20 protein-coding genes are annotated in these 22322 nt (G+C 73.0%); 9 read left to right on the top strand and 11 right to left on the bottom strand.

Annotated features, from left to right (window positions below; genetic code table 11):
* The first annotated feature begins 10 nt into the window (after nt 1-10).
* Together IF655_RS25750 and IF655_RS25745 are read left to right on the top strand one after the other, a co-directional pair.
* The gene (locus tag IF655_RS25750) at nt 11-715 is read left to right on the top strand and encodes a response regulator transcription factor (protein ID WP_199587503.1); all 705 of its coding nucleotides are present in this window, start codon (nt 11-13) and stop codon (nt 713-715) included.
* A gap of 10 nt (nt 716-725) precedes the next feature.
* Nucleotides 726-1808 carry a HAMP domain-containing sensor histidine kinase gene (locus IF655_RS25745; protein ID WP_307815063.1) on the top strand — a complete coding sequence of 361 codons (1083 nt, stop codon included), beginning with the start codon at nt 726-728 and terminating at the stop codon, nt 1806-1808.
* Nucleotides 1809-1822: 14 nt separating this feature from the next.
* Here IF655_RS25745 and IF655_RS25740 read toward each other — a convergent pair whose 3' ends face one another.
* The 3 genes from IF655_RS25740 to IF655_RS25730 form a co-directional block, all read right to left on the bottom strand.
* Nucleotides 1823-2239 (bottom strand): hypothetical protein, encoded by a 417-nt coding sequence (locus tag IF655_RS25740; RefSeq protein WP_242488935.1) that lies wholly within the window; start codon nt 2237-2239, stop codon nt 1823-1825.
* Nucleotides 2240-2458: 219 nt separating this feature from the next.
* Complete coding sequence (locus tag IF655_RS25735) at nt 2459-4807, bottom strand: PQQ-binding-like beta-propeller repeat protein (RefSeq protein ID WP_199587500.1); 2349 nt, start codon at nt 4805-4807, stop codon at nt 2459-2461.
* A 191-nt stretch (nt 4808-4998) separates the two neighbouring features.
* Nucleotides 4999-5730, bottom strand: coding sequence for a VOC family protein (locus tag IF655_RS25730; RefSeq protein WP_199587499.1), 732 nt, complete (start codon nt 5728-5730; stop codon nt 4999-5001).
* Between the two features lie 133 nt (nt 5731-5863).
* Between IF655_RS25730 and IF655_RS25725 the strand changes: the two genes are divergently transcribed.
* The 3 genes from IF655_RS25725 (at nt 5864) to IF655_RS25715 (ending at nt 8596) form a co-directional block, all read left to right on the top strand.
* Nucleotides 5864-6499 (top strand): TetR family transcriptional regulator, encoded by a 636-nt coding sequence (locus IF655_RS25725; protein ID WP_199587531.1) that lies wholly within the window; start codon nt 5864-5866, stop codon nt 6497-6499.
* 102 nt (nt 6500-6601) lie between these two features.
* Nucleotides 6602-7288, top strand: coding sequence for a pyridoxal 5'-phosphate synthase (locus IF655_RS25720; protein WP_199587498.1), 687 nt, complete (start codon nt 6602-6604; stop codon nt 7286-7288).
* 108 nt (nt 7289-7396) lie between these two features.
* A complete protein-coding gene (locus IF655_RS25715; RefSeq protein ID WP_199587497.1) occupies nt 7397-8596 on the top strand; it encodes an NAD(P)/FAD-dependent oxidoreductase in 1200 nt (399 codons plus the stop codon).
* Here the strand turns inward: IF655_RS25715 and IF655_RS25710 are convergent.
* A complete protein-coding gene (locus IF655_RS25710) occupies nt 8580-9887 on the bottom strand; it encodes an MFS transporter (protein WP_199587496.1) in 1308 nt (435 codons plus the stop codon). The two genes, IF655_RS25715 and IF655_RS25710, sit on opposite strands and share 17 nt — an antisense overlap.
* A 72-nt stretch (nt 9888-9959) precedes the next feature.
* On the opposite strand from IF655_RS25710, the gene IF655_RS25705 reads away from it, so the two are divergent.
* Nucleotides 9960-10955, top strand: a complete 996-nt coding sequence (locus IF655_RS25705; protein ID WP_199587495.1) for a GlxA family transcriptional regulator — start codon at nt 9960-9962, stop codon at nt 10953-10955.
* On the opposite strand, the gene IF655_RS25700 is transcribed toward IF655_RS25705, so the two are convergent.
* The 3 genes from IF655_RS25700 to IF655_RS25690 all read right to left on the bottom strand — a co-directional run bounded on the left by IF655_RS25700 (nt 10952) and on the right by IF655_RS25690 (nt 13607).
* Nucleotides 10952-11335, bottom strand: coding sequence for a VOC family protein (locus IF655_RS25700; RefSeq protein WP_199587494.1), 384 nt, complete (start codon nt 11333-11335; stop codon nt 10952-10954). The genes IF655_RS25705 and IF655_RS25700 overlap by 4 nt on opposite strands.
* Before the next feature lie 778 nt (nt 11336-12113).
* On the bottom strand, nt 12114-12662 hold the full coding sequence (locus tag IF655_RS25695; RefSeq protein ID WP_199587493.1) for an ATP-binding protein: 549 nt from the start codon (nt 12660-12662) through the stop codon (nt 12114-12116).
* Nucleotides 12663-13226: 564 nt separating this feature from the next.
* On the bottom strand, nt 13227-13607 hold the full coding sequence (locus tag IF655_RS25690; RefSeq protein ID WP_199587492.1) for an STAS domain-containing protein: 381 nt from the start codon (nt 13605-13607) through the stop codon (nt 13227-13229).
* 337 nt (nt 13608-13944) lie between these two features.
* Between IF655_RS25690 and IF655_RS25685 the strand changes: the two genes are divergently transcribed.
* The gene (locus tag IF655_RS25685) at nt 13945-14508 is read left to right on the top strand and encodes a sigma-70 family RNA polymerase sigma factor (RefSeq protein WP_199587491.1); all 564 of its coding nucleotides are present in this window, start codon (nt 13945-13947) and stop codon (nt 14506-14508) included.
* 134 nt (nt 14509-14642) lie between these two features.
* Nucleotides 14643-16043 carry a maleylpyruvate isomerase N-terminal domain-containing protein gene (locus IF655_RS25680; RefSeq protein WP_374100363.1) on the top strand — a complete coding sequence of 467 codons (1401 nt, stop codon included), beginning with the start codon at nt 14643-14645 and terminating at the stop codon, nt 16041-16043.
* 104 nt (nt 16044-16147) lie between these two features.
* Here the strand turns inward: IF655_RS25680 and purU are convergent, their stop codons facing one another.
* A complete protein-coding gene (gene purU, locus IF655_RS25675) occupies nt 16148-17032 on the bottom strand; it encodes a formyltetrahydrofolate deformylase (protein WP_199587489.1) in 885 nt (294 codons plus the stop codon).
* A gap of 125 nt (nt 17033-17157) precedes the next feature.
* Complete coding sequence (locus IF655_RS25670; RefSeq protein WP_199587488.1) at nt 17158-17658, bottom strand: hypothetical protein; 501 nt, start codon at nt 17656-17658, stop codon at nt 17158-17160.
* A gap of 117 nt (nt 17659-17775) precedes the next feature.
* Between IF655_RS25670 and IF655_RS25665 the strand changes: the two genes are divergently transcribed.
* Nucleotides 17776-19095 (top strand): ABC transporter substrate-binding protein, encoded by a 1320-nt coding sequence (locus IF655_RS25665; protein WP_199587487.1) that lies wholly within the window; start codon nt 17776-17778, stop codon nt 19093-19095.
* A gap of 82 nt (nt 19096-19177) precedes the next feature.
* Here IF655_RS25665 and IF655_RS25660 read toward each other — a convergent pair whose 3' ends face one another.
* Nucleotides 19178-20629 carry a hypothetical protein gene (locus IF655_RS25660; RefSeq protein WP_199587486.1) on the bottom strand — a complete coding sequence of 484 codons (1452 nt, stop codon included), beginning with the start codon at nt 20627-20629 and terminating at the stop codon, nt 19178-19180.
* A gap of 200 nt (nt 20630-20829) precedes the next feature.
* Entirely contained in the window at nt 20830-22215 is a 1386-nt protein-coding gene (locus IF655_RS25655) for a transcriptional regulator (RefSeq protein WP_199587485.1), read from the bottom strand.
* Between the last annotated feature and the right edge of the window lie 107 nt (nt 22216-22322).

Below are 22322 nucleotides of genomic sequence, written 5' to 3'. Positions count from 1 at the left end.
CCTTTCTCCCATGCGTGTGCTGATCGTCGAGGACGAGCCCTATCTGGCCGAGGCCATCCGCGACGGACTGCGGCTTGAGGCGATCGCGGCGGACATCGCCGGGGACGGCGACACCGCGCTTGAGCTGCTGGGCGTCAACGCCTACGACATCGCCGTCCTCGACCGGGACATCCCGGGTCCGTCCGGGGACGAGGTCGCCCGGCGCATCGTCGCCTCCGGGAGCGGGCTGCCGATCCTCATGCTCACGGCTGCCGACCGGCTCGACGACAAGGCGTCCGGGTTCGGGCTCGGCGCGGACGACTACCTCACGAAGCCGTTCGAGCTGAGGGAACTCGTGCTCCGGCTCCGGGCGCTGGACCGCAGACGCGCCCATCACCGCCCGCCCGTACGGGAGATCGCGGGGCTGCGCCTGGACCCGTTCCGCCGGGAGGTCCACCGGGACGGGCGCCATGTCGCCCTCACCCGCAAGCAGTTCGCGGTCCTTGAGGTCCTGGTCGCCGCCGAGGGCGGGGTGGTCAGCGCCGAGGAGCTGCTGGAGCGGGCGTGGGACGCGAACGCGGACCCGTTCACCAACGCCGTACGCATCACCGTCTCGGCGCTGCGGAAACGGCTCGGGGAGCCGTGGGTCATCGCGACGGTGGCGGGGGTCGGGTATCGCATCGACACGGGCGGGGACGCGGGCGGGGACGCGGACGCGGGAGGCGCGCGTGGATAGGGCGCCCGGGGTGAGCGTCCGCCTCAAACTCACGCTCAGCTACGCCGGGTTCCTCATGGTCGCCGGTGCGCTGCTGCTCGCGGCGGTGTGGTGGTTCCTGCTGCGGTACGTCCCGGAGCGCGCGCTCATCGTCCCCGGCTCCACCGGCGATCCGACGACGGGCGGTGTGTTCCCGGTCCGCTCCAGTCTGCTGCGCGTGTTCGCGCCCCGGGCGTTCGCGGTGCTGGCGTTCCTGCTGGTGTTCGGGCTCGTGGGCGGGTGGTTCCTGGCGGGGCGGATGCTCGCGCCCCTGGGACGCCTCACGGAGGCAACTCGCAGGGCAGCGACCGGTTCGCTCTCCCATCGCGTCGAACTCCCGGGTCGCCGCGATGAGTTCCGCGAGCTGGCGGACGCCTTCGACACGATGCTCGCCCGGCTCGACGCGCACCTGGCCGAGCAGCGCCGCTTCGCCGCCAACGCCTCGCACGAGCTGCGCACCCCGCTGGCGATCACGAAGGCGCTCCTCGACGTCGCCCGCACCGATCCCGGTCGCGACACCGACGCCCTCCTCGACCGGCTCGGCGCGGTCAACACCCGGGCGATCGACCTCACCGAGGCGCTGCTCCTCGTCAGCCGCGCCGAACAGCGGTCCTTCACCCGGGAACCCGTCGACCTGTCCCTCCTCGCGGAGGAAGCCACCGAGACGCTGCTCCCCCTCGCCGAGCGGCACGGGGTCGCGCTGGAGACCTCGGGCGAGATCACGCCCGCCCTCGGATCACCGGCGCTGCTGCTCCAGTTGACGACCAACCTGGTGCACAACGCGATCGTCCACAACCTGCCCGAGGGGGGCACGGTGCGGGTGACGACGGGGGTCCAGGAGGGAAGGGCTGTGCTCACGGTCGAGAACACCGGTGAGCGCCTCACCCCGGAGCTGGTCGCGACGCTCACCGAGCCGTTCCGGCGCGGGACCGAGCGCGTCCACACCGATCACGCGGGCGTCGGGCTCGGTCTGGCCATCGTCCGCACCCTCACCGAGGCGCACGACGGCACGCTGACCCTCGCTCCGCGCGCGGACGGCGGGCTGCGCATCTCCGTGTCGCTGCCCGCGCGTTGACGGCGCCCGGCGCGTCAGTCCGCCCGCTTCGCCGCCGCCTCCGCCTTGCAGTGCCCCGTGCCCACGCCCGCCGCGCCGATCTGCACCCTCTTCTTCGCGCTGCCCCGCGCGGGCACGTCCACCTCCGCCCGCCCGACCCGGAGTTCGGCGCCCGAGCCGTCCAGGAAGTGCACGACGGCGGTGTAGCGCACCTCGCGCTTGTTCGGGTTGGTCACCTCGACGACCGCGTACGGCGTCGTGGCACTCGCACAGCTCAGCAGCTCGACCGTCCCGTCCTCGACGGCGCCGCGCCCGCTGCCGGTGGCGGTCGAGGTGGGCCGGTGCGTGCGGGGGGTGCGATAACCGCCCGTACTGCTCCCGTAGGAGTCGTCGGTGTCGTCGTCCGGGTCGTACGTCGACCCACCCCCGGAGCCGGAGCTGGAGCCGGACAAGCCCCCGCCCGACGACGACGTGCTGTCGTGATCCTGGCTGGAGCTGCTGCACCCGCCCCCGCCCGAGCCGTGCCTGCTGTGCCCGTGCCCCCGCGAAAACCCCGTGAGCGCCAGCACGGTAAGTGCCAGCACAGCCGTCAACCTGAGTCCGCGCCCCCGTAGTCTCATGCGGTTCACCCTAATGGCGGACAGCGGGGGCAGCCAGGGCCCCCTTCGCCGTCACGCCGTCCGCGCCGTGCCCGTGCCCTTCTCCGCGTCCAGGGCGTAGACGCAGCGGTCCTTGCTGCAGGCGTAGACCACGCCGTCCTTGACGACCAGGGAGCCGGTGATCTCGCCGCCGGTGGCGAGTTTCCAGCGCAGGCGGCCGTCGTCTGCCTTGAGGGTGTAGATGAGGGCGTCGGTGGAGCCGAAGTGGATGCGTCCCTCGGCGACGGAGGGGGCGCCGACCACGTCGCCGCCCGCCTGGAAGCGCCACTTGGGGGTGCCGGTGACCGCGTCGAGGGTGTAGAGGCCCTTGCCGCTGCCTACGTGGACGTGGCCGCCTGCCACCAGCACCGGTTCGACCGAGGCGCGGGACTCGGTGGCGATGCGCCAGCGGTCGCGGCCGTCGGCGGCGTCGAGGGCGTAGACCGTGCCGAGGTAGTCCGCGAGGTAGACACCGCCGCCGGTGACCGCCGGTCCGGGGACGAAGGCGGGCGGGGCGAGGAAGACCGCCGGTGCCTCGAAGTGCCAGCGCACGCGACCCGTGGCCGCCTCCACGGCGAGGACACGGCTGCCCGCGCACAGGTAGACGTGCCCGTCGTCGGCCGGGGTGAGCCGGACCGGGACGCCGCCGCAGGAGGCGGCGTCGCCGACGGGGTAGGACCAGCGTTCGTCGCCGGTGCGGGCGTCCAGGGCGCGCAGCCGGGCGTCCTGCCAGACGTAGACCGTGCCGTCGTGGACGACGGGTCCCGCCTCCGGGGACTCGAAGTCCGTCTGGCAGCCGCTGATCTCCCACAGCTTCTGTCCGCCGGACGCGTCCCACGCCTGGGCGCCGCCGCCCCGGGTGCCGGTGACGACGGTGCCCCGGTCGGCCTTGAGCGAGTACACCCAGGCGTCCGTGGACAGCCGCCACAGGTCGGTGCCCTCGCGGGCGTCCAGGGCGAACAGGGTGGGTCCGTCGGAGGCGTGGATGCGCCCGTCGGCGACGGTCATGGACCAGGCGACGTCGCGCGTCTTGAAGCGGCGGCGACCGGTGGCCACGTCGAGGGCGTGCACCTCGAAGGAGGTGACGTAGACGAGGTCGCCGTCGACCGAGGGGGTGCCCCACACGTCGTTGGACATGCGGAACCGCCAGGGCCGCCAGCCCGCCGAGGTTTCCGGCTGCAGCGCCGGTACGGGCGGTACGGCGGGGTCGGCGCCGAGCACGCCGGGGCGCGGCCGGGACCAGCTCGCCACGAGCCCCGCCTCCGGCGGCGGCGCCTTGACCGCGGCGGCGCGGGCGTCGGCCACGCGCGGTCCGGGACCGATGGGCACCTCGACCCCGGCGAGCCGCACCGGACCGGTGTCGGGCCCGCCGAGCGGGACCGGCGCCGGGGAGGACACCACGGGGTCGTACGACGGCGGCGGGGGCACGGCGCCGCGACCGCCGCTGCGCGGTCCCGGCGGCAGCGGGGCGGGCTTGGCGGGCGGACGTCCGCCCCGGCGCGCCTCGATGAGCGCGACCGCCTTCTCGGGCAGCCACGCGGAGGCGGTGCCGGAGTCGTCGGAGCCGGAGCCGAACAGATGCGGGGCCAACTGGGACTGGAGGTCGGCGGGGCTGGGCCTGCCGGGTGCCTCCATCTGCATGCAGGCGTCGATCAGCGGGCGCAGCTCGTCCGGGAGCCCGGTGACGTCCGGACCCTCGCGCAGCAGCATGAACACCGTCTCGACCGGGTTGGCGCCGTGGAAGGGCGGGTGTCCGGTGGCGGCGAAGACCAGGGTGGAGCCGAGCGAGAACACGTCACTGGCGCCGGTGACGCTGCGGGAGTCCTTCGCCTGCTCGGGCGACATGTAGGCGGGGGTGCCGACGGCGACGTTCGTCATCGTCAGCCGGGTGTTGGAGACCCCGGAGGCGATGCCGAAGTCGATGACGCGGGGACCGTCCTCGACCACGAGCACGTTGGACGGCTTGAGGTCGCGGTGGACCAGTCCCGCGCCGTGGATCGACTGAAGTGCCTCGGCGACGCCCGCCGCGAGCCAGCGCACCGCCTGCGCCGGGAGCGGACCGCACTCGTTCACTATCTCTTCCAGCGAGGGCGCCGGGACGTACGCGGTCGCCAGCCAGGGCACCGCCGCGCGCGGGTCGGCGTCGACGACGGCGGCGGTGTAGAAGCCGGAGACCGCGCGGGCCGCCTCCACCTCGCGGGTGAAGCGGACCCGGAAGAGCTGGTCCTCGGCCAGCTCCGTGCGGACGGTCTTGATGGCCACCCGCCGCCCTGATGCCGAGCGCGCCAGATAGACCAGCCCCATGCCGCCGGCCCCCAGCCGGCCCAGCACCTCGAACGGCCCGATCCGCCGCGGGTCGTGCTGTGTGAGCTGATCCACCACTTGCCTGCCACCTCCCCGTACGAGCCGCGTCGCCCACCTGCGGACGCGGCCGTAGTGCAGCGTCTCACCACCGCACCGCCCTGGCGGCACGCACCCCGATTCTTCCTGGCCGGGCGCCCGGTTGCGAACCCGGTGGCGAATCGGGGTGTCTCGTGCCCAATCCCGTCATTTCGCCGCCGCGAGCCGCTCCGTCACCGGTGCAGCAGCGCGAACGACGCCCCCTGATTGTCGGTGACGACCGCCACACGTCCGTACGAGGCGTCGAAGGGCGGCACCTGAACGCGCCCGCCGAGCCGCCGTACGGTCGCGAGGGCGGCGTCCAGGTCCGCGACGCGGAAGTGGACGACGAAGTGCGGGGGCATCTCGGCGGGGAACACGTCGGTGACGTCCGCGCGGCCGAAGTCGGGCTCGGTGCCCGAGCCGAACAGCGCCTCGTGGAAGAGGGCGCCGTAGAAGGTGTTCGCGGCGGCGGTGTCGCGGGTGTACAGCTCGGCCCAGACGAACGTGTCCGGCTCGCGGCGGCGCCCGAATCCGGGGAGCGAGCCGGGCTGCCACAGACCGAAGACGGCGCCCTCGGGGTCGGCGGCGAGGGCGGCGCTGCCGAGTCCGCCCGCGGGGAAGGGACCGGAGATCAGGGTTCCGCCCGCCTCGGTGATCCGGCGGCCGAGCGCGCGGGCGTCCGGGGTGGCGAAGTAGACCGTCCAGACGGTGGGCATCCGGCCGTCCGTCTTCGGGGCGAGCGCGGCGACGGGTTCGCCGTCCAGGCGCGCCCACACCGAGCCGCCGGGCGCCTCCTCGGCGAGCTCGAAGGTCCACCCGAAAAGTTCACCGTAGAACCGCTTGCCCGCCTCGACGTCGGGCAGTTGCGCGTCGACCCAGCAGGGCACGCCCTCGCCGTACGCCGGTGCACTGTTTTCGGCCATGTCGTCAAAGTAACCGCCTCGCGCGCACCCCGCAGACCAGGGAAATCGCCCCGAGATGGCCGGGCACCCCATTTGCAGTCGGCCGAATAGCGCTCCTGCCCCCCGTCGGTAAGCTGACGGCATGACAGGACAAGTGCGTACCGTCGACGGCCGCGTGGCCGGCCGGCGTGGGCAGGCGACCCGGCAGAAGCTGCTCGACTGCCTCAGCGAGATGCTCAGCTCCTCCCCCTACCGGGACGTCAAGGTCATCGATGTCGCCCGGAGGGCGGGCACGTCGCCCGCGACCTTCTACCAGTACTTCCCGGACGTCGAGGGAGCCGTCCTGGAGATCGCGGACCAGACCGCCGCCGAGAGCGCCGAGCTGGCCGAACTGCTCGCCGGGCGGAGCTGGGCGGGCAAGGCGGGCTGGCAGACCGCGCAGGAACTCGTGGACGGCTTCATGGACTTCTGGCGCCGCAACGACGCGATCCTGCGCGTGGTCGACCTCGCCGCCGCCGAGGGCGACAAGCGCTTCAACAAGCTCCGCATGAAGATCCTGAACGCGGTCAACGGCCCGCTCACCGAAGCCGTCGCCGAACTCCAGGCCAAGGGGCGGGTGGACAAGGACATCAACCCCTCGGCGATCGCCGGTTCCCTGGTCACCATGCTCTCCTCGGTCGCCGCGCACCAGAAGGGCTTCTCCGCCTGGGGCGTGAAGCAGGCCGAACTCAAGCCGACGCTCTCGCTGTTGACGTACCTCGGCGTGACCGGGAAGAAGCCCGCCAGGTAGCACGCGCCCCACGTCCTGTCTGGCGGGCGGTGGTCCACTCGGGTGGACCACCGCCCGTCCCGCGTCCGAAGTCAGCGCGCGGCAGCGGGCGATACTCGGTCCATGGCACACGAGGAGACCCCGGCCCACCCCGATCTGCACGCCCTGCTGCTCTCCCTGCGGGTGTGGCCGCCCGGGGAGACCGAGCTGCGCCCCTTCGACCCGGCGACCGCGCCGCCCTCCCCGCTGCCGCTGTTCACCGCGTGGTTCGCGGACGCCGTACGGGCGGGGCAACCGGAGCCGCACACCATGTCGCTGGCGACGACCGACGAGGACGGCGACCCGGACGTGCGGATCGTGATGCTGCACGGCGCCGACGCGGCGGGCTGGTCCTTCGCCTCCCACGCCACGAGCCGCAAGGGGCGCGCCCTGGACGCCCATCCGTACGCCGCCCTCGCCTTCTACTGGCCCGTGCTCGGCCGCCAGGTACGGGTGCGCGGTCCGGTCACCGCCGCCCCCGGCGAGGAGGGCCAGGCGGATCTGCACGCCCGCTCCACCGGCGCCCTCGCCGCCGCGCTCACCGGTCGCCAGAGCGAGGAGCTGGGTTCCCTGGAGGAGCTGCGCGAGGCGTCCGAGGGCGCCTGGCGGCAGGCGCGCGAGAACCCCGCCGAACCGGTTCCCGGGTGGACCCTCTACCGCCTGCGCCCCGAGGTCGTGGAGTTCTTCCAGGGCGACCCGGACCGCCGTCACGTACGCCTGGAGTACCGGCGCACCGAGTTCGGGTGGGCGCGTCAACTGCTGTGGCCGTGAAGCGTTTTCACACGTTTCGCACTCCGCACACGTCATCGTTGTCAATCCGCAACCAATTCCGGTCTTGACCGATACCCATCAACCGGGGGTGTGATTACGCTCGCGCTCATGGCCGACTCGCGTCCCTCTCTCGCGCACCTGACCGCGACCCCCGCCGACCGTCCCGTCTACGTCATCGGTGCCGGTCCCGGCGGACTCGCCGTCGCGCACGCCCTGAGGGCACGCGGGGTGCGGGCGGTGATCCTGGAGAAGGCCGACCGGGTCGGCGCGTCCTGGCGCCGCCACTACGACCGGCTCAAGCTGCACACCACCCGGCGCCTCTCGGCGCTGCCGGGGCTGCCGATCCCCCGCGCGTTCGGGCGCTGGGTGTCCCGCGACGACGTGGTGCGCTATCTGGAGAAGTACGCCGAGCACCACGAACTGGAGATCGTCACCGGGGTCGAGGTCTTCCGGGTCGAACCCGCCCCGGACGGCGCGGGCTGGCTGCTGCACGCCTCCGGCGGCAGGGAGCTGACCGGCAGCGCGGTGGTCGTCGCCACCGGTTTCAACCACACCCCGCGCCTGCCCGACTGGTCCGGACTCGAGGACTGGGACGGGGAGTTCCTGCACGCGAGCGCCTACCGCAACGCCCGCCCGTTCGCCGACCGGGACGTGCTCGTGGTCGGCGTGGGCAACACCGGCGCCGAGATCGCCGTGGACCTGGTCGAGGGCGGCGCGGCGCGGGTCCGCCTCGCCGTGCGCACCGTCCCGCACATCGTGCGCCGCTCGACGGCGGGCTGGTCCGCCCAGTACACCGGCATCCTGGTACGGCGGCTGCCGGTGCGGCTCGTGGACCGGCTCGCCCGTCCGATGGCCCGCCTCAGCACCCCCGACCTCTCCGAACACGGGCTGCCCCGACCGGAGTCCGGGCTCTACAGCCGGGTGCGCGAGGGCGCGATCCCGGTGCAGGACGTGGGTCTGATCGACGCGGTGCGCGAGGGCAAGGTCGAGATCACGGCCGCCGTCGAGGGGTTCGAGGACGGCAAGGTGGCGCTCGCCGACGGCAGCCGGGTGGCGCCGGACGCGGTGATCGCCGCCACCGGGTACTCGCGCGGTCTGGACTCCCTGGTCGGGCACCTCGGGGTGCTGGACGGGCGGGGGCGCCCGGTGGTGCACGGCGCCCGCAGCCCGAAGGAGGCGCCGGGGCTGTACTTCACCGGGTTCACCAACCCGATCAGCGGCATGTTCCGCGAACTCGCCCTGGACGCCGAGAAGATCGCCCGCACCATCGCCAGACGGCTGGCCCGCGAGGCTACGCGGGCAGGCTGAGCGGTGCCGGGCGGCGCCGGATCACCAGCACCATCAGGGTCGCCGCCGCGCACAGGGCGCCGGAGGCGTACCAGACCATGTCGTAGGAGCCGAACACGTCGCGGGCGACCCCGCCGAGCCACGCCACCAGCGCCGCGCCGATCTGGTGCGAGGCGAGCACCCAGCCGAACACGATCGCGGAGTCGTCGCCGTACCGGTCCCGGCACAGGGCGAGCGTGGGCGGGACGGTGGCGACCCAGTCCAGACCGTAGAAGACGATGAAGAACACCATCGGCGGCTTCACCTCGGGACCGAGGTTCAGCAGCACCGGCAGGAAGAGCAGCGAGGTGCCGCGCAGCGCGTAGTACACGGCGAGCAGGCGGCGCGGCTCGAAGCGGTCGGTGAACCAGCCCGACGCGATCGTGCCGACCACGTCGAAGACGCCGATGACCGCGAGCAGCGAGGCAGCCGCCGTGACCGGCATCCCGTGGTCGTGGGCGGCGGGCACGAAGTGGGTCTGGATCAGCCCGTTGGTGGACGCCCCGCAGATCGCGAAGCTGCCCGCGAGCAGCCAGAACGGTCCGGTCCGCGCCGCCCGCGCGAGCACCCCGAGCGTCCGCCGGGCGGCACCGGTCAGCGGCGGCGGCTTGGGCACGAACTCGCTCGCCCCGTACGGCGCGAGTCCCACGTCGGCCGGGTGGTCGCGCAGCAGCAGCCACACGAAGGGCACGACCACGAGGGCGGCGAGGGCGACCGTGACAGCCGCCGGGCGCCAGTCGTGACCGCTCTCGATCATCCAGGACAGCAGCGGCAGGAAGATGAGCTGCCCGGAGGCGGAGGCGGCGGTGAGGATGCCGCTGACCAGACCGCGCCGCGCGGTGAACCAGCGCCCGGTGACGGTGGCGGCGAACGCCAGCGCCATCGAGCCGGAGCCGAGACCGACCAACAGCCCCCAGCACAGGATGAGTTGCCAGGGCTCGGTCATCCACACGGTGAGCCCCGAGCCCAGCGCGACGACCGTCAGCGCGACGGCGACCACCCGGCGGATGCCGAAGCGGTCCATCAGCGCGGCGGCGAACGGCGCGGTCAGTCCGTAGAGCGCGAGGTTCACGGAGACGGCGGCGCCGATCGTGCCGCGCGACCAGCCGAACTCCGCGTGCAGCGGGTCGATGAGGAGTCCGGGCAGGGAACGGAAAGCCGCCGCGCCGATGATCGTGACGAAGGTGACGGCGGCGACGAACCAGGCGCGGTGCACCCGGCGTCGCCCTGCCGGGGTCGGGTCGGCGGCGGTGGCTTCGCTTGTCTGAGTCACGCCGTCCAGGATCGGGCGCCGTGTGCACGCGCATCGAGTGGCCCGCAGGTCAGTGTTGGCTAGGATCGGGCCATGGCCACGTCCGAGGAGTTCCGCCCGCACCGCGTCGTCGTCCTGGCCCTGGACGGTCTGCTCCCTTTCGAACTGGGCATCCCGCACCGCATCTTCACCCGCGCCCGCGACGAGCACGGTCGGGCGCTGTACGAGGTCCTGACCTGCTCGGTGCGTCCGCCGGGTCCGGTCGTGACCGACGCCGACTTCAGCGTGCACGTGCCGCACGGTCCCGAGGCGCTGGCGACCGCCGACACGGTGATCGTCCCGGCGTCGTACGAACTCGGCCCGGAGTACGACGAGGGCAGGCTCACCCCCGGACTGGCCGCCGCCCTCGCCCGCATCCGCCCCGGCACCCGCCTCGCCTCCATCTGCACCGGGGTCTACGTCCTCGCCGCCGCCGGATACCTCGACGGGCGCCCGGCGACCACGCACTGGGCCGACGCGGACCGCTTCCAGCGGATGTTCCCGGCGATCCGGGTGGACCCGGACGTGCTGTTCATCGACGACGGCGACGTGCTGACCTCCGCGGGGGTCGCCGCCGGGCTCGACCTGTGCCTGCACATCGTCCGCCGCGACCACGGCGCGGCGGTCGCCAACGAGGTCGCCCGCCGCACGGTCGTCCCCCCGCACCGCGACGGCGGCCAGGCGCAGTACATCCACCGCCCGGTCCCCGACCCCCAGCTCGCCACCACGAAAGCCGCCCGCGCCTGGGCGCTCGCCCGCCTCCACGAGCCGATCCAGCTCCGCGACCTCGCCGCCCGCGAGTCGATGTCCGTCCGCACCTTCACCCGCCGCTTCCGCGAGGAGGTCGGCGTCAGCCCCGGCCAGTGGCTCACCCAGCAACGCGTCGAACTAGCCCGCCGCCTCCTGGAATCCACCGACCTCCCCATCGACCACGTAGCCCGCGACTGCGGCTTCGGCACAGCCCAGTCGATGCGCCAGCACCTCCAGCAGAACCTGGGGGTGACGCCTACGGCTTACCGACGCACGTTCCGGGCCACCGCCCGCGCCTAGACGACCCCGACCCGGGCCCTGAGCAGACAGAACTCGTTCCCCTCCGGGTCCGCCAGCACGTGCCAGCTCTCCTCCCCGGTCTGGCCGACGTCGATCCGCCTCGCCCCGAGCGCCAGCAGGCGTTCCAGTTCGGCGTCCTGGTCGCGGTCGGTGGCGCTGACGTCGAGGTGCAGCCGGAGCTTCGCGGGGCGCGGGTCGGTGGTCAGGCTGAGGACCAGGGTGGGCTGCGGTCCGCCGAACCCGGTGCCGGGTGGCCCGATCTCGATGCTCCCGTCCTCCTCGCGGCCGAGTTCCACGTACCCGAGGACCTCGCTCCAGAAGACGGCGAGACGCTCGGGATCGGCGGCGTCGAGGACCAACTCGCTGATGCGACATGCCATGGCGGCAGCTTAGGGAGCGGGCCTCGCAGACGGGCCGGAAGCGCCGTGCGGGACGAGGCGGCGAGCGCCGACGGGAGCGGGGCAGGTTCGGGGCAAGGCCCCACAACCACCTTGCCCAGACCGGCAGATGCGTCTTGCCGGGCTCTGGGGGCGGGAAGTGCGGTGCCGGAGCAGACAGGCGACTTGACGGGCTGGGCAAGACGGGCACGGTTGGTGGGGCAGGGCGAGGCGAGACGGCCAGGCAGACGTGCCGACAGACGGGCTGGAACGCGGCGGGAGCCCGTGCGAGCCAGGTTCCGAGCGCCGCGTCCGACCGGGCGGAGGCGAGTTGCCGGACAGGGCGAGACAGGCGGCAGGCGGGCGGGAGCCCGTGCGAGGCGAGGTCCCGGCGTCGTGTCCGACCGGGCGGATGCGTCTTGGCGGGCCGGGCGAAGCAGGCAGGCACCGGGTAGCTCGGGCGAGACGGGTCGTGCAGGCGGGGCGGGCTTGCTGGACGGGGCGGGAGCGTTTTGGCTTGGCTCCCGCCCCGCGCGGACCGGGCGGTGGCGTATCTCCCGGGCGTGTCCCCCTGTGCACGCCCGGCGCCGCCGACCGGTGCGACCCACACTCGGCGAGGACTCCGTCACCCCGGTCCTCGCCGTCCCCTCGCGGCGAATCGACGCACACCAGCGTGTTCACACACACTCGACGCGTCAACACCGTACGGGCGGCGGGTACTTGCGCGCACTTCGCGGCGACCGCGCACGGGAGCACGCCCGGCGCACCGCCGGGAAACGGGTCAGACGGCCTCGAAGGTGAAGCCCTCGTACGCGGCCATGCCGCCCCCGTACGCCATCGCCACGCCCTCCCGGGGCGGCGAACAGCGGTCCAGTTCGCACCAGATGCTCTTGCCCGCGCCCTCGGTCTGCCAGCCCCAGCGGTCGGCGAGACAGTCCACGAGGGCCAGACCCCGGCCGCCGGTGGCGTCGTCGCCCGCGCAACGCGGCACGGGGGCACGGGAGCTGGCGTCGGCCACCTCCAGGCGCACCGTGGCGGAGACGACGGTCGTGCGCGTCTTCTCCGGCTCCCGCGCGGTCTCCGGGTCGCCGTCCCCGGACTCCGTCCGGCCGCCTGGCGTACCGCCCGGCAGCGAGAGCCGGAGCAGCGCCGGGCGCCCCGTGTGCACCACCGCGTTGGTCACCAGCTCGGAGACGAGCAGGATCAGCGTCTCGGCCAACGGTTCGTCGGCCGCTATCCCGAGCCCGGCGAGCCGGGAGCGGGTCCACGAGCGCGCCCGCCTCACCTCCTCGGGGTCGGGCCGGATCTCCAGTACTTGAAGCACCTGCACCGCTCACACCATCCGAACCGGCGGACACATGACCCCACGCCGCCCGTCGTGCGCGACACGATCCGCGACGCGCGGTACGGCGAAGGCCACGATCGTAGCCATTTTCTGCATGGCCAGAACAACGACCAGAGCAAGGGTCACGGAACGTGATTCCCTTACGAGACAGCATGGTTGACGTACAGTCACCCCAACAAGCGCTTCGGGCATATTCCCGCGCGAAGGAGTACCCGTGCGGCATACTGTGCGACGCCCATGTCGAGGAGTCGAACAATCGGGTCGGTATTCCACCGTCACCCCGTGAACAGCGGCGCGCGACACCGAGTCCGGGAACGCCCCAGGGGCATCTCCGGCACCACCGGTGCTCGCAGCCACTCGCATCTCACCCAAGGTACCCGAGCGGGCCGCCGACTCCGGGCCGTGACGAGTCGCGGAACGGACACAACCCGATATCGACGCTCAGTGATGCGAGTTCGCCACGATCCGCGACATCCGTGGCCATGAATTCGCGCCGCAGGGCGCCGAATTACCGGAAGATCGTCTTCCGGGATGTCCGACGACTTCGGTTCAGGCGGTGAGCGAGTCCGGCTCGTCGGCGGTGGCGGAGGCGACATCCGCGCGCACGTCGAAGAGGCGCCGTACGCCCAGCGCGCCCAGGACCCGGTTCACGTGCGAGCCGTCCTCCGCGCCCCGGTCCGGCAGGATCAGCCGCAGCCTGCCCTGGCAGGAGCGGATGAGGCGCCGGGACGCGATGAGCACGCCGACCCCGCTGGAATCGCAGAAGAAGACCTCGGAAAGGTCGAGGACGAGACTGTGGTGCCCCTCGGCCACCGCGTCGTGCACCCGCTGGCGCAACACCGGTGAGGTCACCAGATCCAGTTCACCGCAGACTCGGAGCACGGCCCACGCGCCCCGCTCGGCGCCGGTCACTTCGAATGCCACGGCCACACCCCTCCGCTCGGCGGATCTCGCGGAACCGCCCGGAAATGGAAGCAGTCCCTACGTTTCTTTCCGCGCGGCTGCCCAGCGGGCGTTTCCCTGAAACACGAATTGGCAAACCGCGGAGGATCGGCAAAGGTCTTGTTTCGGTCACTATCAATCCTGTTCGATCGGAGTTGGACCATGCAAGAGTGAAGGCGGTGTGAAGGAGGCCCTATCACCTGCGACGCAGCGGGGGGCGCACATTGACACAAAGGGGCGTGCGCTGTCAGACGTGCCGACTACATTCGAGAGAAGGTCACCGGGACACCGGTCCGGGCCCGCACCGGGCGAGGGGAGGAACGGCATGGCGCAGCAGGACGTACCGCTCCGCTGGGACCGCGTGATGCAGCAGCGGCTGGCGCGCGGGGAGGCGGCGGCACTCGGTGAGCTGTACGACCGGTACGCCTCGCTGGTGCACGCCCTCGCCCACCGCGTGCTCGGCGAGGAGGGCGCCGCCGACGCCCTGACCCGCGAGGTCTTCGCCCACCTGTGGCAGCACCCCGAGACGTACGACCCCCGCCAGGAGCCGCTGCGCACCTGGATCGCCGCGGTCACCCGCCGCCTCGCGGTACGCCGCCTGCGGGACAACGAGACGGCAGCGCTCGGCGGCGACGGCACCTCGCCGGAGGAACTGGAGCGCAAGGTCCACCGCGCGGCGGTCGCCGCCCGCGCCGACTACATCGTCCACTCGATGCCCCAACCCCTGCGCGCTGCGCTTGAGTTGGCCTACTTCCAACGCCGCGACTACCGCAGCACCGCCGCCGACCTCGACGTCACCGAGGACGAGGCGCGCCGCCGCCTCCGCCTCGGCCTCCAACTCCTCTCCACCGCCCACGACACCCCACCGCCCGACGGGGGAACCCCATGACACCCCCGAACCCCCACGAGCCCCACGTGGACGGCACCGAGGAGCACGTGCCGCGGCAGCAGCGCCACGAGGGGGCTGCCGCCCGGACCCCCGAAGCAGACGGCACCGCGGGACACCCCTGCACGGAGAGCGCCATGGGACAGCCCGGCACAGCGGGACACCCCGGCACGGAGGGCGCCTGGGCGCGGTCCGGCGGAGACCGGCCCGGCGGGGAACTCCCCGGCACGGAGAGCGCTGGAGCACAGCCCGGCGGCGAACGCCCCGGCACGGAAGGCACCCGGACCTGGTCCGACGGCGAACAACCCGGCGCGGAGCGCACCGGAGCATCGCCCGACGTCGAACCCGCAGGCGCGGAGGGCGTCCAGGCATGGCCCGGCGGTGAACGCGCCGCGGCGGACCGCATCCGGGCGCGGTCCGAGCGCGTGCCGTTGCCCCGCGCGGGCGGAGAAGCGGCGGAAGGCGGTGCGGCGCTGTCGCACGACGTGTTGCGGTCGCTGCTCGGCGCCTGGGCGTTGGCCGCTTGCTCGGGGGCGGAGACGGAGGCGGTGGAGGAGCATCTGGGGGACTGCGGGAGCTGTGCCGAGGAGGCGCGGCGGTTGCGGGAGGCGGTGGAGCTGCTGCACCGCCCCGAGCCGCTGGACGTCGACCCCACGCTGCGCGCCCGGGTCCTGGAGACCTGCCTGAGCCGCCGCCCGCCGCGCATCCCGGTGCCCGACTGGGCCGACGCCTACGACGCCGAGACCGCCCGTCTGGACGCCCTCCTCCAGGACTTCGGCGACGCCGAGTGGCACGCGCCCGTACGGCTGCGCTGGTTCGGCGCCGAGGGCGGGACCAGCCGTCGTACGACCGTCGCCGGGGTCATCGCGCATCTGCTCTCGGTGGACGGTCTGGTGGCCACCGCGCTCGGTCTGGAGGACCCGCTGGCGGAGGCACTCGCCGAGCAGGCGCGCGGGACCGGTGGTCCCGCCGAGCGGACCGAGGCGTTCTGGCGTGCCTCGCACTTCCCGCCCACCCGCCACGTCCGCGAACCCTGGCGCGACCAGAGCCACCGCCTCGTCCGCACCGCGTCCTTCACCGGCGGGCGCGCCCGCGGCTTCGAGGTGTCCTACGGCGACTTCGCGCTCCCCCTGCACGACGCGATGCTGGACCGCGCCTTCGAGTGCTGGGTCCACGCCGAGGACATCGCGAAGGCGGTCCACTACCCCTACGACCCGCCCGCACCCCGCCACCTGGGCAAGCTGATCGACCTCGCGATCCGCATGCTCCCCGCCGTCCTGGCCGCCGGTCCCCAGGCACCGCCCGGCACCGTCCTGCTGGAGATCGAGGGCAGCCCCTACGGCAACAAGTACGTCATCCCCCTGGACCCCCGCACCCCCGACGCCGACCAGGTGGCCCAAGTAGCCCTGGACGGCGTCGAGTTCTGCCGCCTGGCAGCGGGCCACGTCTCCCCGGAGGAAGCAGCGGCGGGCCAGAAGGGCGACAGGGACGCGATCAGGACAGTCCTGACGGCAACAGCAAGTCTGAGCCGGATGTAGGAAACGTACGGGTGTCCCACCCAGGGGCGCGGGGCTGTGTCGATTTGCGGCTGCCGCCGCGTGGGCGCGACAAGCCACAACGGACCCGCACCCGCCGACGAACCTCAGGCGAACACCACAGTCCGCCGCCCGTTAAGAAGAATCCTCCGCTCCGCGTGCCACTTGACGGCCCGCGCCAGCGCCTGACACTCCACATCCCGCCCCACGGCGACCAACTGGTCCGGGGTGACCTCGTGCCCCACCCGCTCGACCTCCTGCTCGATGATCGGCCCCTCATCGAGATCCGCGGTGACGTAATGCGCGGTCGCCCCGATCAGCTTCACCCCCCGCTCATGCGCCTGGTGATACGGCTTCGCACCCTTGAAGCTCGGCAGGAACGAGTGGTGGATGTTGATGATCCGCCCGCTCAGCGCCTTGCACAGGTCGTCCGAGAGGACCTGCATGTAGCGGGCGAGCACCACCAGCTCGACCTTCTCCTCGCGCACCAGCTCCAGCAGCCGCGCCTCCGCCTCCGCCTTGGTGTCCCGGGTGACGGGGATGTGGTGGAAGGGGATGTTGTACGACCCCACGAGTTCCTCGAACTCGGTGTGGTTGGACACCACCGCCGCGATCTCCACGGGAAGCGCCCCGGTCCGCGCCCGGAACAGCAGGTCGTTCAGGCAGTGCCCGAACTTGCTGACCATGAGGACGATCCGCATCTTCTGGTCGGCGCGGTGGATCTGCCAGTCCATGTGGAAGGCGTCCCCGATGGCCGTGAAGCTGGCGCGCAGCTTGTCCACGGTCACCGGCTCCTCGGCGGTGAAGTGGACGCGCATGAAGAACAGACCCGTGTCGTGGTCGCCGAACTGCTGGCTGTCCTCGATGTTGCAGCCGGTCATGAACAGATAGCTCGACACGGCGTGCACGATGCCCTTTTTGTCCGGGCACGAGAGGGTCAGGACGTACTGGTCCGCCGCACCGGCGGCAACGCGGCTGGGCTGCTCGTTCATGCGTCACACGATCTCACGCCGGACCGCCCCGGCGGGCGGGGTGTCCGGCAGACGGACCCACGCGACCCGGCGACGGCAGCCCCGCGCCCGGCGACGGCAGACCCCGCGCCCGGCGGCGGCAGCCGCTACGCGGACCTGGTCATGATCTGGAGCACTTCCAGGCTGCGCGGCGGCGCCTCCGCGTCGTCCCCGTCGCTCGCGGCGAGCCGCAGATGGGCGTCGCGCGCCGCCCGTACCGCCTCCGGCCAGCCCGCGTGGTCGAGGTAGGCGGAGACCGGGGCGTCCGGACCGACCTGGTGCATGATCCGCAGGACCCGCAGAACGGCGGTGTCGACGAGCGCCGCCTCCTGCGAGTCCCGGAATATCGTGCCGACGTATTTCTCGGCCGACCAGTTGTCCAGCCAGGTGTCCTCCACCAGCCGGTAGACGGCGTCGGTGACGTCGCCGTACCCGGGTACGCCGGCCAGCCAGACGTCCCGCTGGAACACCGGGTCGGAGAGCATGTGCAGCGCGGAACGCACAGTGCAGCGCCAGCGCCACCACGGCATGTCGTTGAGTGGCATGACGCCCATGGTGGTGGAGCGGCGGCCGCGACGGGAAGTGTTCTCCGAACCTTGCACGGTCAACGATCGTACGTTCCGTGTCCCGGGCGCCCCATTCGCCCCCGCTGTTCACCCCGCTGTCACCCGTCGTCGACCGAGGGTCACCTCTGGGTTGGGTGCGTGAGGGAATCGTGCGTGTCCATGACCGGCAGGCGACTCCCCCGCAGCTTCTTCCCCTTCCCCCTCACCCGGCGCACCCGCACCGCCGCCCGGTACGCCGGGGCACTGGCCGTGTGCGCGTCCCTCACCGCGGGGTGCGGTGTCGTGGGCGGCTCGGACTCCGGGGAGGGCACGGTGAAGGTGATGACCTGGGCGCCGGAGAACACCCGCGCCACCAACAAGCCCGGTATGCCCGCCATGGCCGTCGCGTACGCGAAGTGGATCAACTCGCGCGGCGGCATCGGCGGTCGCAGGCTCCAGGTGCTGACCTGCAACGAGCGCAACAACAGCGTGGGCGTGGCCCGCTGCGCCCGGCGCGCGGCGGACGAGGGCGCGGTCGCGGTCGTCGGCTCGTACAGCCAGTACGGGGACTCCTACCTCGCCCCGCTGGAGGGCGCGGGCATCCCCTTCATCGGCGGCTACGGCGTGACCAGCGACGAGTTCACCAGCCCCGTGTCGTACCCGGTCAACGGCGGTCAGCCCGCCCTGCTCGCCGGGCTCGGGCAGGCGCTGGCGGGCACCTGCGGTCCCGTCGCGCTGGTGCGGCCCGACAGCATCGCCGGGGACGAGATGCCCCCGCTGCTGGACGCGGGTCTGAAGGCGGGCGGTCACGCGGCGGCGAACGACCAGCTCGCCGCCGACGACGCCACCGAGTACGGCACCGCCTCCGACCGGGCACTGCACGGGGCGACCGCCGACCCGGCGCGCAGGGGCTGCGTGGTGCCCGCGCTCGGCGACCGCACCGACACGTTCATGGACTCCTTCCGGCGCGCCCGCCCCGACTACCCGGCGGTGCGCACGGCGACCGTGCTGGGCAGCGTCGACCAGTCGCTGATCAACGCGACGGGCGGCGCGAGCGGACCGTACGAGGGGACGTACGTCACGAGCTGGTACCCGGTCGCCTCCGACCCGCGCTGGGACTCGATGAAGAAGATCATCGACACGGAGGCGTTCGGGGACAACCGCATCGACCCGGCGGACGTGGGCGTGCAGACCACCTACCTCGCCTACACCGTGCTGAAGGCGGTCCTGGAGCGGATCGGGGACGGCGAGGTGAGCGCCGACACCGTGCAGCACACCCTCGACCACGGTCTGAAGGTGGGCACCGGCGGTCTGACCCCGACCCTGCACTGGCCGCAGGAGACCCCGCTGTCGGCGGTCGGCTTCCCGCGCCTGGTCAACGCGGACGTGACCGTCCAGGTGGTCCGGGACGGCAAGCTGGTCGCGGCGAAGCGGGGCGCGACGGCGTCCTCCGAGGTCACCGACATGACGGCCACCCTGGCGAAGGCGGACGTGGACTGAGCCGTCCGGCGAAGCGTGCGAGGCGTGCGAGGCGTGCGAAGACCCGGCGCCCGGGGAAGCTTCCCGGGCGCCGGGTCTTTCGTCAGAGCTGGGTCGGCTGGCGCGCGGTCAGGCCGTACTTGCCCGCGATGGCGTTCCACAACTGGGCGGCGCGGGTCTTCTGGGCGCTGGCGGTGCCGCTCGCCCGGTCGCCCTGCTGGGTCTGGCCGGTGGTGCGCGCGTGACCCTTGGCGCAGCCGTGCTTGCCGGCCACCTGGCCCGCCCAGGCCGCGTAGTGGTTGTCGGCGGAGGCGGACGCCTGCCACGCCTTGGTGAGCGCGTCCTTCAGCGCGGCGTTGTCCGGCAGCTTGTCCAGGGACAGCTTGCCGAGCCGGGTGACCAGCGCGTTGCGCTGCCGGGCGGCGTCGCGCAGATCGGTGGCGGCGCGACCGAGGTCGCGGCAGCCCTTGACGTTCTCCACCGAGCGGATCACCTGGGCGCGGCTGTTGCCGCTGTCGGCGAGCACCTGGTCGAGGGCGACCGCCTGCTGCTTGGCCGGGTCGGCGGCGGCGGAGGCGGAGGGCTCGGTACTGGCCGGGCTGGAGGCGGCGGCGGTGGCGGGGTCCGGCTTCTTGTCGTCCCCGCCGCTGCTGAGCAGCGCGCCCGCGCCGATGCCGAGGACCACGATGCCGATGCCCACGGCGGCGATCACCGGCACGCGCGATCCGGTGCGTCCGCCGCCCCGGCGCCCGCTGTCGTCCTCGTCCATCGGCGGCCGGTAGGCGGGCTGCCCGGAGATCACCGGCGCCTGGCCGACGGGCGCCGAGGGGACGCGCGGCATCTGCTGGGTGGAACCCTCGCCCGCCTGCGGACCGCGGAAGAGGTTGTCGAACTCGGCGGGCGGCTGCCGCTCGCCGTCGTCGCCCGGGTAGGGCGGGATGTACTGGGTCGCCGCCTCGGCGTGGGCGTGGCCGGGCTGCTGCTGCGCCGGTCCGCCCATCTCGGGCGGCAGCGCGCCGCCGGGCACCGGGGGTATGTACTGCGTGGCCGCCTCGGCCGCGCCGCCGCCCGGGACCGGGGGTATGTACTGCGTCGCGCCCTCGGGACCCGCGCCGGGCACCGGGGGCATGTACTGGGTGGCGGCCTCGTGCATCGGGGGCATGGGCGCCCCGGCGGCCGGGTAGCCCTGACCGCCGCCGTTGTCCGCATAGCCGCCGTTGTTGTCCGCGTAGCCGCCGCCGTTCTCCGCGTACTGCGGGTACGGCTCGCCGCCGTACGACGGCGCGGGGGCACCCTCGGGCGGCATCGGGCCGGGACCGGCCTGCTGCTCGGGGAGGGGCCACTGCTGCGTCGCGGGGGGCCAGCCCTGGCCCGGCTGCGGTGCCTCCTGGCCGGGACCCCACTCACCGCCCCAGGTCTGACCGCCGGGCGGCGCGGAGGGCGCGGGTGCGCCCGTCGTGCCCGGCAGCAGGGGCTCTCCTCCGTCGGAGGGCAGCACGATGCCTTCGTGCGCGGGTCGCGCCGAGGGCTCCTCGCCCTGTCCACTCTGCGTCACCGGGACTCCTGTGAATGGGGGACCTTCGGAATCGTCGGCTCACGCTACCGGGTCTGTCGAGCCCGGTGCCACGCAGCTCAGGGCCACAGCCGCTTCCCTGTGACAGCCGTAACAAAACCTGCCCCCACCACGCTGTATTCGGCACCCGCGAACGCCGCGGGTGCCGTTCACCGTCCCTTCACACGCGGATGCCCGCGCGTTCAGGCCGCCTGGCGTACGTCGAGCCGCGCCCCGAACTCCCTGACGACCGCCTCCTCCCGGAACGGTTCGAGGCGTTGCTGAAGATCCGTCAGATACTCGGCACCCCGGTCGGAGCGCAGGGTCTCCAGGAGTTCGACCGCCTTCATGCCGGTCTGGCACGCCTGCTCGATCTCGCGGCGCTGCACCTGGGCGGTGGCGAGCAGGACGTAGCCGATGGCACGGCGCCGGGCGCGGGACTCCGGGTGCCCGGCGAGCGACTGCTCGGCGTAGCGAGCGGACACCTCCGGCTGGCCGAGGTCGCGGTGGCAGTGCGCCAACTCGTCGGCCAGATACGCCTCGTCGAAGTGCGCGATCCACGCCGGGTCGTCGCCTCCGGACGCCTCCGCGCGCTCCAGCGCCGCGATCGCCTTCCCGGAAGCCGCCTCGGCGGAGCGGGCGTCGCCGAGCAGGGCGTGCCCGCGCGCCTCGGCGGCGTGGAACATCGACTCCGCGCGCGGGGTCACCCGCCCCCGGGCGCCCTCCTGCGCGGCGCGCGCCAACTGGGCGATCTCGCGCGGGTTTCCGAGCTGGGCGGCGAGATGGCTCATGGAGGCGGCGAGCACATAGCCGCCGTAGCCGCGGTCACCGGCCGCCTGCGCGAGGCGCAGCGACTGGATGTAGTACCGCTGGGCCAGCCCCGGTTGACCGGTGTCCACGGCCATGTACCCCGCCAGCTCGGTCAACCGGGCGACGGCGGAGAAGAGTTCGCGCCCGACCGCCTCCCGGTACGAGCCCGCGAGCAGCCCTGAGACCACGCTGTTCAGGTAGTGCACGACGACCGGGCGCACATGCCCGCTGCCGTAGGTGTGGTCCAGACCCACCAGCGCCTCGGTCATGGAGCGCACGGCCGCCACGTCGGAGCGGCCCACGCGCGGACCCGCCTGCCGGGCCACCGCCGCGTCCGGCGCGGAGATCAGCCAGTCGCGGCTGGGCTCGACGAGCGCGGAGGCGGCGACGGAGGAGCCGGACAGGAAGTCCCGCCTGCCCACGTCGCTGCGCCACAGCTCGCAGACCTGCTCGATGGCCCCCAGTACGGTCGGCGAGAACTGGAGACCCACGCCCGAGGCGAGGTTCTTGCCGTTGGCCATGCCGATCTCGTCGATCGTGACCGTACGGCCGAGCTTGCGGCCGAGTGCCTCGGCGATGACGGCCGGGGCGCGCCCGCGCGGCTGCTGACCGCGCAGCCAGCGGGCCACGGACGTCTTGTCGTAGCGCAGGTCGAGACCGTGCTCGGCGCCGCACATGTTGACGCGCCGGGCCAGCCCCGCGTTCGAGCACCCCGCTTCCTGGATCAGTGCTTGCAGCCTTTCGTTCGGCTGCCTCGCCACTAGCGGCCTCGCGGCCATCCGCTACCCCCTGCGAAACCCTGGAGCGTGAAGATCCGGCCGGACGATCCGGTCGATTCAGATCACTGCCCAGTCGACATAACGTCAATGCGTGACATGTGCGGTTT

This window comes from Streptomyces sp. DSM 110735, assembly GCF_016482685.1.
Lineage (GTDB): Bacteria > Actinomycetota > Actinomycetes > Streptomycetales > Streptomycetaceae > Streptomyces.
The sequence above is the reverse complement of the archived record's forward strand: the minus strand, read 5'-3'. Positions and strand labels throughout refer to the sequence as shown.

Coding starts and splice junctions, on each gene's coding strand:
- IF655_RS25685 (WP_199587491.1), top strand. CDS start 13,945: ATGGCGCAGCAGGACGTACCGCTCCGCTGGGACCGCGTGATGCAGCAG.
- IF655_RS25720 (WP_199587498.1), top strand. CDS start 6,602: ATGGCACACGAGGAGACCCCGGCCCACCCCGATCTGCACGCCCTGCTG.
- purU (WP_199587489.1), bottom strand. CDS start 17,032: ATGAACGAGCAGCCCAGCCGCGTTGCCGCCGGTGCGGCGGACCAGTAC.
- IF655_RS25680 (WP_374100363.1), top strand. CDS start 14,643: ATGGGACAGCCCGGCACAGCGGGACACCCCGGCACGGAGGGCGCCTGG.
- IF655_RS25655 (WP_199587485.1), bottom strand. CDS start 22,215: ATGGCCGCGAGGCCGCTAGTGGCGAGGCAGCCGAACGAAAGGCTGCAA.
- IF655_RS25715 (WP_199587497.1), top strand. CDS start 7,397: ATGGCCGACTCGCGTCCCTCTCTCGCGCACCTGACCGCGACCCCCGCC.
- IF655_RS25700 (WP_199587494.1), bottom strand. CDS start 11,335: ATGGCATGTCGCATCAGCGAGTTGGTCCTCGACGCCGCCGATCCCGAG.
- IF655_RS25750 (WP_199587503.1), top strand. CDS start 11: ATGCGTGTGCTGATCGTCGAGGACGAGCCCTATCTGGCCGAGGCCATC.
- IF655_RS25705 (WP_199587495.1), top strand. CDS start 9,960: ATGGCCACGTCCGAGGAGTTCCGCCCGCACCGCGTCGTCGTCCTGGCC.
- IF655_RS25730 (WP_199587499.1), bottom strand. CDS start 5,730: ATGGCCGAAAACAGTGCACCGGCGTACGGCGAGGGCGTGCCCTGCTGG.
- IF655_RS25665 (WP_199587487.1), top strand. CDS start 17,776: ATGACCGGCAGGCGACTCCCCCGCAGCTTCTTCCCCTTCCCCCTCACC.